General features: G+C 46.0%; 14 protein-coding genes. 12 read left to right on the plus strand and 2 right to left on the minus strand.

All coding sequences use genetic code 11. The features are described from left to right. The 3 genes from FXO21_RS28115 (at position 1) to FXO21_RS28125 (ending at position 2,281) form a co-directional block, all read left to right on the plus strand. A complete protein-coding gene (locus tag FXO21_RS28115) occupies positions 1-765 on the plus strand; it encodes an ABC transporter ATP-binding protein (protein WP_149643211.1) in 765 nt (254 codons plus the stop codon). 2 nt (positions 766-767) lie between these two features. Continuing rightward, on the plus strand, positions 768-1,805 hold the full coding sequence (locus FXO21_RS28120; RefSeq protein ID WP_149643212.1) for an MlaD family protein: 1,038 nt from the start codon (positions 768-770) through the stop codon (positions 1,803-1,805). A gap of 107 nt (positions 1,806-1,912) precedes the next feature. Then, positions 1,913-2,281, plus strand: a complete 369-nt coding sequence (locus FXO21_RS28125; protein WP_149643213.1) for an Hpt domain-containing protein — start codon at positions 1,913-1,915, stop codon at positions 2,279-2,281. A gap of 11 nt (positions 2,282-2,292) precedes the next feature. Here FXO21_RS28125 and FXO21_RS28130 read toward each other — a convergent pair whose 3' ends face one another. Together FXO21_RS28130 and FXO21_RS28135 are read right to left on the minus strand one after the other, a co-directional pair. Next, positions 2,293-3,477, minus strand: coding sequence for a glycosyltransferase family 2 protein (locus FXO21_RS28130; protein WP_149643214.1), 1,185 nt, complete (start codon positions 3,475-3,477; stop codon positions 2,293-2,295). 3 nt (positions 3,478-3,480) lie between these two features. Then, positions 3,481-4,398, minus strand: coding sequence for a glycosyltransferase family 2 protein (locus FXO21_RS28135; protein WP_149643215.1), 918 nt, complete (start codon positions 4,396-4,398; stop codon positions 3,481-3,483). A gap of 180 nt (positions 4,399-4,578) precedes the next feature. Here FXO21_RS28135 and FXO21_RS28140 point away from each other — a divergent pair, with 180 nt between their 5' ends. The 9 genes from FXO21_RS28140 to FXO21_RS28180 all read left to right on the plus strand — a co-directional run bounded on the left by FXO21_RS28140 (position 4,579) and on the right by FXO21_RS28180 (position 12,286). Then, positions 4,579-5,115: a hypothetical protein gene (locus FXO21_RS28140; RefSeq protein WP_149643216.1), complete on the plus strand. Its 537-nt coding sequence runs from the start codon at positions 4,579-4,581 to the stop codon at positions 5,113-5,115. Beyond that, positions 5,112-6,269 (plus strand): SpoIIE family protein phosphatase, encoded by a 1,158-nt coding sequence (locus tag FXO21_RS28145; RefSeq protein ID WP_149643217.1) that lies wholly within the window; start codon positions 5,112-5,114, stop codon positions 6,267-6,269. The genes FXO21_RS28140 and FXO21_RS28145 overlap by 4 nt, the downstream gene beginning before the upstream one ends. A 6-nt stretch (positions 6,270-6,275) precedes the next feature. Beyond that, the gene (locus FXO21_RS28150; protein WP_149643218.1) at positions 6,276-6,614 is read left to right on the plus strand and encodes an STAS domain-containing protein; all 339 of its coding nucleotides are present in this window, start codon (positions 6,276-6,278) and stop codon (positions 6,612-6,614) included. 104 nt (positions 6,615-6,718) lie between these two features. Next, positions 6,719-7,234, plus strand: coding sequence for an ATP-binding protein (locus tag FXO21_RS28155; protein ID WP_149643219.1), 516 nt, complete (start codon positions 6,719-6,721; stop codon positions 7,232-7,234). Then, positions 7,218-8,345: an acyltransferase family protein gene (locus tag FXO21_RS28160; protein ID WP_149643220.1), complete on the plus strand. Its 1,128-nt coding sequence runs from the start codon at positions 7,218-7,220 to the stop codon at positions 8,343-8,345. Before FXO21_RS28155 ends, FXO21_RS28160 begins: the two co-directional genes overlap by 17 nt. Positions 8,346-8,374: 29 nt before the next feature. Continuing rightward, positions 8,375-9,265, plus strand: coding sequence for a glycosyltransferase family 8 protein (locus tag FXO21_RS28165; protein ID WP_149643221.1), 891 nt, complete (start codon positions 8,375-8,377; stop codon positions 9,263-9,265). Between the two features lie 10 nt (positions 9,266-9,275). After that, a complete protein-coding gene (locus tag FXO21_RS28170) occupies positions 9,276-10,037 on the plus strand; it encodes a glycosyltransferase (protein ID WP_149643222.1) in 762 nt (253 codons plus the stop codon). 15 nt (positions 10,038-10,052) lie between these two features. After that, complete coding sequence (locus tag FXO21_RS28175; protein ID WP_149643223.1) at positions 10,053-11,396, plus strand: flippase; 1,344 nt, start codon at positions 10,053-10,055, stop codon at positions 11,394-11,396. Between the two features lie 38 nt (positions 11,397-11,434). Further along, positions 11,435-12,286 carry a glycosyltransferase family 2 protein gene (locus tag FXO21_RS28180; protein ID WP_149643224.1) on the plus strand — a complete coding sequence of 284 codons (852 nt, stop codon included), beginning with the start codon at positions 11,435-11,437 and terminating at the stop codon, positions 12,284-12,286.

The raw sequence follows: 12,286 nt of genomic DNA on the forward strand, positions 1-12,286 counted from the left end.
ATGGAAGAAGTAAATCAGCCCGAAGCGCCGGTGATCGACATACAGGATCTTCACAAGTCCTTCGGTAGCCTGCACGTACTTCGGGGCGTGGACCTTAAAGTTGAAAAAGGTGAGAATGTAGTTGTACTTGGCCGGTCGGGCACAGGAAAGTCGGTGTTGATCAAAATCATTGCAGGGCTGCTCAAACAGGACCGTGGCAACTGTATTGTCCTGGGCCAGGAAGTATCGCGGCTGAATGATAAGGAACTGCGCGATCTCAGGATGAAGATCGGTTTTTCGTTTCAAAACAGCGCGTTATACGATAGTATGACTGTGCGCGAGAACCTGGAATTTCCCCTGGTCAGGAACGTAGCCAATCTTACACGTGCGGAAATTAACGAACAGGTTGAGACTGTTCTCGATGCGGTGGGGTTGCTCCAGACGATCAATCAGGTCCCTTCCGAGCTTTCGGGCGGGCAGCGCAAGCGGATAGGCATCGCCAGAACATTGATACTTCAGCCAGAAATAATGCTCTACGACGAACCTACCGCCGGTTTGGACCCTATTACCTGTCTTGAAATCAATGAGCTCATCAATGAGGTGAAAGAGAAATATCACACCAGCTCAATCATCATTACCCACGACCTCACCTGCGCCCGGGCGACAGGTGATAAAATCGCAATGCTGCTGGATGGCCAGTTCCTGAAACAAGGCACATTCGAGGAAGTTTTCGATACAGACGAAGAGAGGATCAAAAGTTTTTACGATTATAATTTTATTCAGTAATAATGGAAACATCAGCAAGAAAACGCTCCGTTACAGTTGGTCTGTTTGTCGTAATCGGCATCATGATTTTTGTCGTTGGCATTCTGACAATAGGGAGTATGAAGAAGGTTTTTTCCTCTACCATCAGCGTCAAGACCATTTTTGACGATGTTAATGGATTGAAGCCGGGCAATAATATCTGGTACTCCGGTGTAAAGATCGGTACGGTCAAAACGATCCGTTTTCTGGGAAATTCGCGGGTAGAGGTAATGCTCAATATTGAAGAGAAGTCTCAGGAATTCATTCGCAAAAATGCCAAAGCCAAGGTTAGTACCGACGGTTTGATCGGTAATAAAATCATTGTCATTTACGGCGGTACCCAGAAGGTGCCTTCAATTGAGGACGGAGATGAGCTGGTAGTTGAAAAAATGGAAAGTACTGAGGAAATGCTGGCTGTTTTATCGGAAAATAACAAAAACCTGCTGGGCATTACCAGTGCATTCAAAACGATCAGCAAAAACATCCTTGCCGGCAAGGGAACCGTGGGTATGCTTTTAAACGATGAAAGACTTTATAACGATGTAGACCAGACCCTGGCGGCACTTAAAAAAGCTTCTGTCAACGCCCAGCAGCTGACTGCCTCACTGTCGAGCTACTCGGAAAAGTTGACTCAGAAAGGGGGCCTGGCAAACGATTTTGCAACGGATACGATGATCATGAAGGATTTGCGCGGGACGATTTCAAAGCTGAATGAAACTGTTGGTTCTGCCAACGTGATGGTCAACAACCTGAAAACTGCCAGTGCTGATCTGAACTCCAATACCACCAGCCCGATCGGCGTATTGCTGCACGACGAAAAGACGGCAGCCAATCTGAAAGGAACCCTGGAAAACCTGGAAAGCAGCACCGAAAAACTGGATGAAAACATGCAGGCATTACGCTCCAATTTCCTGTTCCGCAGGTACTTCAAAAAGAAAGCCAAGGAAGAAGCGAAACAGCCCGCAAAAGAAGAGGAGAAACAACCCGTAAAAGAGGAGCCGAAAGCGCAGGTAACCGAATAAATGTTATAGTTTTGCGGAATTAATTGGAGGGAGTTTAACGCTCCCTTTTTTTGAGAATTGTTGCAATACAAACGACCACTATCTGGAAGACTTCTAACCCTAAACCGATGGCGCTACAAATAAATCCTGCCCTGGACATTGCTTATATTGACCAGGCTTATGGAGAAGATCCGGTAATTCTGCACATGATTTTTGACGCGTTTCTCAGTGATTCGCTTCCCCGGTGGCGGGCTTTGGAGACCGCCCTGAGCACAAATGACAGAAAAGAATCGGCCAGCATCGTTCACGGGTTAAAACCTTCATTCACCATGACCGGCCTCACCGGAATCCGCACGCGCGTAGATAGCCTCGAAAAGGCGATTAAGGAACATGCGGAGCAGGCAGAACTGATGAATATGTACATTAGCATTTCCAAAGACCTGGACGAATTTCTTCCGATACTTGAAACAGAATCCGCCCGGCTGAAAAAGCTGTGATTTACGAGATATCAGATCGCACTACTGCTATTTTTTCGCTTTGAACGGTCCCACGCCGCACTTTGCGAGCCTTTGAGATATCGCCTGATGCCAGCCAGTACCGCATAGTTCATCACGCAAAAATAGTAGGGCACGAACAATGCTTTCACCTTGATCCTGCGTTTTTCGAGTAGCCAGCCGAGTAATGCCGCACTGTAAAAAAGAACCTGCAAAACGAGTATCAGCGTATAAAGCCACCCGCCCGACTGCGCTACAATTACGATATTCAGAAGCAGGGCCAGCAGCATCAGAAACGGCGTGACTGTCCACCTCAACACGCGGTGACTGATGTATTGAAACGAAAGCAGCGGATCGTGAAAAGGGTTCAGTAATTTTTTAAGTCGTAAAATGGATTGAATTCCTCCCGCCGCAATCCTGACTTTCCGCTTCAGTTCCTCGCTGATATTCTCGGAAGAAAGCTCCGAAGCATACGCCGCAGGCTCATAGATGATCCGGTAACCTTGCTGGGCAATGCGCATGGAGATCATAAAATCGTCCAGGATCGTGTCCGGCTCCACATCCGTGTAAAGTGAATTTCTGACACTGAAAAGCTCTCCTGCCGCGCCCACAACGGAGTATAGCTCCGAATCCCACTTTTTCAATGTCGATTCATATTTCCAGTAAAAACCTTCCCCGGCAGTCGCATCTGAAACCGCTTCCTGCATCACCCTTTTCTCTCCGGAAACTGCCCCTACTTTCGGGTCGGCATAATGCCTGGCCATGAGCAACAGCGCTTCCCGGTTCAAAAAGGTGTTCGCGTCGGTAAATACCGAGATCTCTGATGTGATTTCTTTCATCGCCCTGTGCATAGCCAGGATTTTTCCGCTTCGCATTGGCGTGTGCATGAGCTTAATGCCGGGCCAGGCGCTTACCAGCTCCGGGGTACGGTCGGTGGAGCCGTCGGTTACAAACACTACACTAAGTTTTCCGGCCGGATACTTGAGCTGTAAAGTATTTGCAATTTTCTCTTCGATAATGCTCTCCTCATTGTAGGCTGCAATAATCAGGGTAAGCGAGGGCATTTCCTGATCAATTCGGGGCTCAACTCTTTTCCCTTTGAAAATTCTGCGTATCCGGACCAGGACGTAGAGCACAATACCATAGCCTAGAAATGTATAAAAAACTACGATCAGACTGAGCCAGAAAAGGATTTCCATAAGTTAGCGCGTCAGCGGATAGCCGAGGTCTTTGCTATCGGCCTTATGATTAAAATGCCAGGAGATTGATTTTAAGAACACAGGAATGAAGCTGTACTCTTTGTTTTTGATGTATTTGAAGATATTACGCGGCGCGACTGCCAGTAGGAAGTAGCAGCAAAAAATAAAGAATGTTGTCCCCGACGCATTTTTGCGGATGAAAAGAATGCGGTTTCGATTCATGAAATATTCTTTCAGAGCAGTCCTTTTCCCCACCGAGACCGATTCTTTGTGAAAAATCAGCGCCGACAGGTCGACGTGGATTTCATAGCCTGCTTTTTTGATCCGCTCACACCAGTCAAGCTCTTCGTAGTAGAGAAAATAGTTCTCCGACATTAATCCCGCCTTTTGCAAAGCTTCCCGGCGCACCATCATCGCTGCACCGTGCGCGTAACCGGTTTTCCCGCTGAGAGAATCGTATTGCCCCCTATCCTCTTCGTATTGACCTATCACCTCGTTTCTCGCCGTATAATAGTTCATCGGCGTATATCCCGTGTACTGGAGCATCTTCGGGTTGTCAAAGTAGTTGATCTTCGGAGAGATGATCCCGATCCGTGGATTTGTCTCCAATTTAGCGACAAGTCTGCCGATCAGGTCGGGTGTAACTTCAGTATCATTGTTGATCAGGAACAGATAATCCCCCGACGCCTGTGCAATTCCGATATTGTTTCCCCCTGCGAACCCGGAGTTCTTTTCTGACCTTATGAACCTGATATCGCGGTATTTAGTCTGCCAGGCAGGAACCGGATCAATGCTGCTGCCATTATCAACCACGATTATTTCCAGATCAGGATAAGTATTAACCTCTTGAAGCGATTTAAGCAAGTCCTCGGTAACCTGAGGCTGGTTGAAATTAACCGTTACAATGGAAATTGTTTTCATTCAAAAATTGACTTCGTAAAGTATCGGGATGCAGGAATATTTTTTGTTGATTTGTAGAACTATTTCAAAATTAGCATAAAAAATATAGCTTTAACAAAATGTATGTTGGTGTGCAGACTTGAGATAGACATTCCACATTCGCACATCAGATTTAAACAATCCCAAATCAAAGCCGCGCAAGTGAAAATCCCACGTCTGCTGGAAATCAGGCCCGTTAAAAACCTCCCGGGAAATCAATCGGAAAATACACTGCTGGGGGGCAAAGTGCAGGAGCTGATCCGTGTGATCGGCCAGTCGGCCGTAGATCCGCAACAGGCGCGTGAATACCAGCAGCAGATCTCGGAAGCTTTCAAAGCCGCCGAACAGATGCACAAAAAAGTTGCGCCTTTCCAGGCACTGGGCGAAGACAATTCACTTTCCAGGGAAGAACTACTGGAAGGCCTGGAAAAACTGCTCGCCGAAAATCAGATCGATAGTAAAATAAGCAATACAGGTACCGGCAGCAAAGGATTTCAAAAAGGGGTGGTACTGATCCTGGCAGTACTGCTGATCACAACCGGATTTGCGATGATCATCATGCCAGCACCCGCAAGCTTCGAAATAGCCACTGTTTTCTACTTCACGCCCCAGGATGGAGTGACTGTCATGGATCTGGTCTCCCTACTGGTCATTTTCGGCGGGGTGCTTTTGATCGTCTTAAACTTCAATAAGAAATGATCACCTTCCCCGAGCCGCCCACCAGTGTAAAAAAGATCCTTCTGGTGGAGGATAGCGTTCTTTTTGGGAAAGTAATAGAAGCGGCACTGCTCAAAGCTGGCTATGAATGCGCGTTCTGTCAATCGGCCGCCGGCGCCCTCGACTTGCTGTCGGAAGAGGTGCCCGACCTGATCATTTCCGACTACGATATGCCCGGAATGAATGGTTTCCATTTTCGCCAGGCCGTTTTACTCAATCCAAAGATCAATGAAATCCCGTTCGTATTTTTGACCTCATTCACAGACAATTCGCTTGTGCTGGAAGGTTTGAATATGTACGCGCTGGATTTCATCAACAAAGAGACTCCGATCCCCGTGATCGTTTCCAAGCTGAATAACATTATCAAATCGCTTGAAAATGAGCACCTTCGCTCCGTGCGGGAGCTAAAAATAGCGGCCGACGCCCTCAATGTAAAATCTATTCCGGTCAACGCGCCTGAATTGCCGGGTTTCAAAATATATTTTTGGCACAAAGGCTATCGGGGTTATCCCGGAGGCGACTTCATTGATTTCGTACAGGTCGACAGCCGGTACTGCTTTGCATTTTTGGGCGATATCATGGGAAAGAAATGGAAAGCATGGTTTTTCACATTCGGCTTTCTGAGTTATATCCGCGCCGCTATCCGGTTTTGCGTGCTCGACAAAGATTTTAATCTGGATGAAATCGTTCAGAAGATCAATAAGCTCGTCTGCCTCGACGAAAGCCTGCAAAATATATTGTCAAGCCTGTCACTGGTTTTGCTCGACAATGAGACCGGCGAAGTGCATTATACCGGTGCGGGCGACCTGCCGCTGATAGGTTTTGAAACCGCCGACAAATCTGTTTCAAAAGTACAATCATCCGGCTTGTTGCTGGGGTTGCTGGAAGAAGGCTTCTACGACAAGCAGGTCCTGAAAATGCAACCCGGCGACCAGTTGGCGATATTCACGGATGGAATGATCGATATTCCCGAAAACAATTCCAAGAAGAGCGACTATCCGTTTTTTGTCCAAAAGATCCGGCCTTACCTTGGCCAGCCGCACACTTTTGAACTGATCAAAAAATACGTCTTGTCGGGCATCGACGACACTAATCAGCTGGACGATGCAAGCATTATTTTTATTGAAAAAAAGTAAACTCTGATGCTATTAGAAACAAAAGAAATAAACGGTGTGGTGCAGGCTACTATCCTTGCGGAAGAGGCCAATCTGTCGAATGCAGACCTGTTTAAAGAAGAAATGATTACGCTGATGGTAAACGGAAGCAAGCTGATCGTCGTCAGTTTTGAAAATGTGAAATACATCGACAGTTCATTTTTAGGAAGCCTGGTGGTCGCCCTCAAATACGGACTGCCCCGCAGCATAGATATTTACCTGGTATCCCTGAAACCCGATGTACATAACCTACTGACACTGATCAGGATGGACAAAGTATTCAAGATATTCAAAGACTATGAGCAGGCTATGGAAGCATTAAGTTAGCATGAGGGGAAAAGTTATGATAAAGCATGAGGGAGCCGCACAAGAAGTTCGAGAAAGTTTTTAAATGCAATCTGCAAGGGATTTCAGACATGTTGGACCGATGTATGGACTATCTAGGCCACAATGAGACGATTTCGGAAAAGGCGACGCCCGAAATCCGGTCGAGATTCAAATGGGTAGTCACAGAAATGCTCACCAATGCGATCAAGCATTCGGGTGTAGATGCATGCAGGCTGTCTATTGAAAGTGACGCCGACAATCTGGTGTTGGAAAAAGAGGATGCCGGAGTTCCACTGAGCCTGCGAGATCCGAACGGCAGCACTCAGATCAGCTGGCCGCTCAAAGATGCTTTGCTGCCGGCGGATTTTCAGATTTACCAGAATGGTATCGAATCCCTGCTGCTTACAGCCACCAGCAGGACCAATGCGGTATTTTCAGTAAAAGAAGTTGGCAACAGCGACTTGCCGCCCGTTTCAGATACATTGAGTGAACATTTTGGCCTGCTGATCCTGGCGAAAGCGGCCGACAAATTTGAATATGAATACGACGTGCAGCGCGGGATTAACAAATTCCGCTGTGTATTTAACCTGAAAACAACGGACAATGAAACACAGGTTTGAGGTACTCGACATTTTCCGGGGTTTGTTCGCATCACTGGTTTTTCTGTTCCATTTGAGCCCGTTTGCAGCCACGCCGATCATCAACAATAGCTTTATAGCCAATTCGGATATGTTCGTGGACTTCTTTTTTGTGCTCAGCGGATTTGTGATCGCTTACAGTTATCAGACCATTTCTTCTTTCAGTGAAGTAAAACTGTTTCTCAAAAAGCGTTTTCTGAGGATATATCCCCTGCACCTTTTCATGCTGATCATTTTTGTAGTGATCGAATTCGGAAAGAAACTGATCACGGCTTATGTAAAAGTCAATAACCCAAACGATCCTGATAACAACATCTATACCTTCATCTCTTCACTGTTCCTGCTCAATTCAACCCCGGTTTTTGACCCGAAAGATGTGAGCTGGAATATCCCGAGCTGGTCGATCAGCGCGGAAATGGTATCTTATATTGTATTTGCTTTACTGACTCTGAGCGTATTCCTTGCAGGTGCAGGCAGGCTAAAAAACTGGCTTTACGCTGCAATAGCAGCACTGGCAGGTATCTGGCTGATTTCCATTCAGGAGGGATTCAAGATCGACTTTACATTTGACTACGGATTTCTGCGCGGCGCGATCGGCTTTTTTCTGGGTGCAGTTTGTGTAAATTTCTTTCGGCTGACTTATACCAATATCTCGACCCTACCTACTGCCCTATTTACATTTCTTGAAGTATTGACCGTAGCCGCAATCATTGCCACGATCAGCTGGGGCGGTGTTTTGAAAGAAATCGGGTTTGTGTACGAAGCTTTGTTTTTTATCTCGATCTACATTTTTGCATTCGAAAAAGGTCAGGTTTCAGGTCTGATGAAAAGTGTCGGGCTGCTGCATAATCTGGGAAAATACTCCTACTCTATTTACATGTGCCACGCGCTGATGATCAGTCTCTTCAACGTCGCATTTATAAGGATATTGAAGTTTCCTGAAAGCGCTTATTCGTACCTTTTTATACTGAATTTCCTGATTATTTACATTTTCTCTGCCTGGACTTACAAGCATATCGAAATGCGGTTTGCGTATAAATCAAAACCAAAAGCAGCAAAAAATGTAGCCTCTCCCGAATTGAAAATACCCTGATATTAGCTAGAATTTATAACATCGAAAGTATGAGCATAAAAGACACGATTACCATTGTAGTTGCCACCGATAATCACTACGCAATCCTGCTGGGCGCCCTGATCAAATCGATCGAGATGAACCACAAGACACACGAAAAAATCCATCTGTATATTATCGATGACGGTATTTCAGAATCGAGCAAAAAGAAGATCCTCGCTTCGAGCAACCCGGCTGTGACGACGATGTTCTGGCATAAAACCAATGATGTAATTCCGCCGAATGTGAAGATTCCGGTTGACAAATCGGCATTCCCTATCACTACCTACCTGCGGCTTTTTGCGCCCTATATCATCCCGAAGGAAACTGAAAAAATGCTTTATCTGGATGTGGACATGCTTTTGATCGAGGATATCTCGAAGCTCTGGCACATTGACCTCGGCGACAAACTCTTTGCGGCCGTGCCCGATCTTGCGAAGATTTTTGCCAGTGACTGGGGCGGTGTTCCCAATTACAAAGAGCTTGGTTTTGCGCCTGACACACCCTATTTCAATGCAGGCATGTTGCTTTTGGATCCTGTCAAATGGAGGGCGGGCGACCTTTCAAACAAGATTATTCAAACCATTTTTGACAACATCGCGTCGGCCAGTTTCCCCGATCAATATGGCTTGAATGTTGCCCTGGCGAATCAATGGGTTATACTGGATCAGCGCTGGAATACTTTCGCTGTGCTCGAAATTCCCGACCCCTGGCTGATCCATTATCTCGATATCAAACCGATATTCCAATCCTACAATTGCAACCCGGCTTACAAGGACGAATTTTATAAATACCTGAGAATGACACCCTGGAAAGACCACAAACCTGTTCCGGACTGGGTGAGGCTGAGCAGAAAAGCGTACAACAAACTGAGAAAAATTGTTTCCGGATATCTCAAATAGAATCTTTCAGATGCACAGTTTTGATGAAATAACTTTACTAGTAACCCATTACAATAGAAGCACTTCACTTGAAAGGCTATTGAAAAACTTCGCTGACCTGGGTTGCAGTTTCGGCAACATCGTGGTATCCGACGACGGCAGCAAGCAGGAGCATATTGACTACATTAATTCGCTCAGAAACAAATATACTTTTCAGCTGGTTACCACACCGAAGAACAAGGGGTTAGGCAATAATATTAACAAAGGCCAGGACGCGGTTGCTACGCCCTATACTTTGTATGTACAGGAGGATTTCGTGCCGCAGGCGGTTTTTCCGGCAAACCTGGCGAAAGCTTTGGGTTTTATGCAGGAACGGAAAGAACTGGATTTTGTGCGTTTTTATGCCTATTTCAAATATCCTTATCTAAAACCCTACAAAGACGGATTTTCGGATATGATCTTCAGGATCGGAAACCCGGGTTACAAGAAATTTTACTATTACAGCGACCACCCGCATTTGCGCAGGACTACATTTTTCCAACGGTTCGGCCGCTACCCCGAGGGTTTGAAAGTGGAAGTGACCGAGTATAAAATGATGATGTCGGTTTTGAAAAACAAGGGTAAGGGGCTGTTTTTTGAAGAATATACTACCCTATTCGATCAGGTGAATTCCTCAGCCGAACCCAGTACAGTGAGAAGGAATTTCTGGCGCGAAACTGAAAATCCTTTCATCACCATGTCGCGGCATTTGTACCGGCATTTGAAATTTAATTACGATTATCTGACCTCCTAGAGTCAGCGCAGTACCATGGCAGTTGAGAAAAAAGGGAATGATCAGTATTGGCTGAAATCGGGATTCATCAATGTCCTGCAAAATCTGACGGGCGTACTCTTTGGCTTTGGCGGATTTTATCTGCTGGTCAGGATGCTCGACAAGCATTCATTTGGTGTCTGGACCCTTTTTGCGGCTACTACCACCATTTTCGAAATGGTACGCAGCGGCCTGATACAGAACGCATTGATCAAGTACCTCTCATTCAGTGACGCCAAAGAACATAACAAGATCCTCTCCGCCTCCTTCGCATTAAGCGGCGGGCTGACTTTGCTATGCATCCTGGTCAATCTGCTGCTGGCTACTTACCTGGGCAGGATCTGGAATTCGGAAGAAATTATTCCGCTGTTCTGGGTTTACAGTTTGGTATACCTGTTTTCGGGGATACTGTCACAATTTCACTGGATGGAACAGGCCAATTTCCGGTTCAACGGAATCTTCGTCACCAACTTTTTGAAATCCGGTGTATTCTTTTGTTTCCTGCTTTTCTGTTTCATTTTTGATATTCAGATCCAGCTGATACAGCTGGTTTACGTGCAGGCAGCTGCACTTTTTCTGGCTATTCTGCTTGAATATTATTTCGTAAAAGACCTCTTGAATTTTACCTTGCAGGTTACCGGCGAATGGGTCAAAAAGCTGCTCAACTACGGTAAATATGCATTCGGCACTTCTATCGGGTCGATCCTGTCGAGTACGATTGACCAGATGATGCTGGGATCGCTGCTTTCACCCGCCGCTTCCGGGGCATTCAATATTGCAGTCCGCATTATGAATCTCGTGGATATTCCCACCAATGCAATCGCCGTGATCGTATTTCCGCAAAGTGCGCGGAGGCTGGCTACGGAAGGAGAAGCTGCCATTAAATATTTATACGAAAAATCGGTAGGCACGATTCTCGCGATATTGATCCCCGCACTGCTTTTCCTTTTCCTTTTCCCCGATTTTGTGGTAAGTTTTATCGCAGGCGACAAATACACCGAAACGATCCCGATCCTGAAAGTGACGGTATTGTATTGTGTGCTTATTCCATTTGGCAGGCAGTTCGGGACTATTCTGGATTCGATCGGAAAACCGAAGATCACTTTTTCACTGGTATTGCTAAGTGCGATCATCAATCTCGGACTCAACTATATCCTGATCACCAGAATGGGGGTAATGGGCGCGGCTTATGCAACTTTGATTTCTAATATCATCAATTTCGTTATTTCACAAACGATCCTGAACAGGATTTTGAACGTGAACATTTTCAGTACATTTATTTACGCTTACAGATTTTACCCAGAATTTTTCGTAAAATATATTAAGCCAAGATTTACCTGATCTCCTCACTTCTGACCACCGCTAATTAGTCGATTCCCATGTCATTTTTCAAAAACCCGGACTGGCTCGAAAAATACAACTACCCCTATTCTGCTTTCGACCAGATCCCAGACTCCGTTTTCGATGAAATAAATGCAAGACTGGACAAAAGAAAGTCAGACCAGCCGCTTGTTACCGTCATGATCGCAGCATGGAATGAGGAGGTAAACCTGCTCAGGTGTGTGGCGACTTTGTCTGATATGGCAACTTCGACCCCGTTTGAAATATTAGTCGTCAATAATAACTCCACAGACAAAACGCAGCAAACCATTGATTCCCTGCATGTAAGATCCGTTTTTCAACCGATTCAGGGACCCGGCCCCGCCCGGCAGCTGGGACTGGAAAATGCAAAAGGCCAATACATTCTCCTTGCCGATGCCGACTGCTTTTACCCCAATTGCTGGATGGAGGAAATGCTGAAAGTACTAACCCGGCCAAACGTGGTCTGCGTTTATGGGAGGTATTCATTTATCAGCGAAGAAGGCTATTCGCGCTGGCAGCTGTCGATGCTGGAAACTGCCAAGGACGTGATCGCAGAATACCGTCACCTCAACCGGCCCTATCTGAATACGTATGGAATCAGTATGGGATTTGTGCGTGAATTCGCTTTGAAAATCGGGTTCGTGATGAAAAATGTACGCGGTGAGGACGGGCGATTAGCCTATGCATTAATGAGTTATGGAAAAATCAAACAGGTTAAATCGAATGCCGCCCGCGCCTGGACAGGTGCGAGAACACTGAAAAGGGACGGAAGTTTTTTAAGTCTTTTTACAAAAAGAGTAGTCAAAGAAGTGAAGGGACTGTTCTTCAACCTGCATTCAAAAGCGCCGAAGGAAATCGAAAAGCTTTGA

The sequence above is a fragment of the Dyadobacter sp. UC 10 genome (assembly GCF_008369915.1).
GTDB lineage: Bacteria > Bacteroidota > Bacteroidia > Cytophagales > Spirosomataceae > Dyadobacter.

Bases quoted from the DNA above. Each gene is read 5' to 3' on its own strand.
- FXO21_RS28175 (WP_149643223.1), top strand. From the start codon at position 10,053: ATGGCAGTTGAGAAAAAAGGGAATGATCAGTATTGGCTGAAATCGGGA.
- FXO21_RS28165 (WP_149643221.1), top strand. From the start codon at position 8,375: ATGAGCATAAAAGACACGATTACCATTGTAGTTGCCACCGATAATCAC.
- FXO21_RS28170 (WP_149643222.1), top strand. From the start codon at position 9,276: ATGCACAGTTTTGATGAAATAACTTTACTAGTAACCCATTACAATAGA.
- FXO21_RS28120 (WP_149643212.1), top strand. From the start codon at position 768: ATGGAAACATCAGCAAGAAAACGCTCCGTTACAGTTGGTCTGTTTGTC.
- FXO21_RS28180 (WP_149643224.1), top strand. From the start codon at position 11,435: ATGTCATTTTTCAAAAACCCGGACTGGCTCGAAAAATACAACTACCCC.
- FXO21_RS28115 (WP_149643211.1), top strand. From the start codon at position 1: ATGGAAGAAGTAAATCAGCCCGAAGCGCCGGTGATCGACATACAGGAT.
- FXO21_RS28125 (WP_149643213.1), top strand. From the start codon at position 1,913: ATGGCGCTACAAATAAATCCTGCCCTGGACATTGCTTATATTGACCAG.
- FXO21_RS28155 (WP_149643219.1), top strand. From the start codon at position 6,719: ATGGACTATCTAGGCCACAATGAGACGATTTCGGAAAAGGCGACGCCC.
- FXO21_RS28130 (WP_149643214.1), bottom strand. From the start codon at position 3,477: ATGGAAATCCTTTTCTGGCTCAGTCTGATCGTAGTTTTTTATACATTT.
- FXO21_RS28160 (WP_149643220.1), top strand. From the start codon at position 7,218: ATGAAACACAGGTTTGAGGTACTCGACATTTTCCGGGGTTTGTTCGCA.
- FXO21_RS28145 (WP_149643217.1), top strand. From the start codon at position 5,112: ATGATCACCTTCCCCGAGCCGCCCACCAGTGTAAAAAAGATCCTTCTG.
- FXO21_RS28135 (WP_149643215.1), bottom strand. From the start codon at position 4,398: ATGAAAACAATTTCCATTGTAACGGTTAATTTCAACCAGCCTCAGGTT.
- FXO21_RS28150 (WP_149643218.1), top strand. From the start codon at position 6,276: ATGCTATTAGAAACAAAAGAAATAAACGGTGTGGTGCAGGCTACTATC.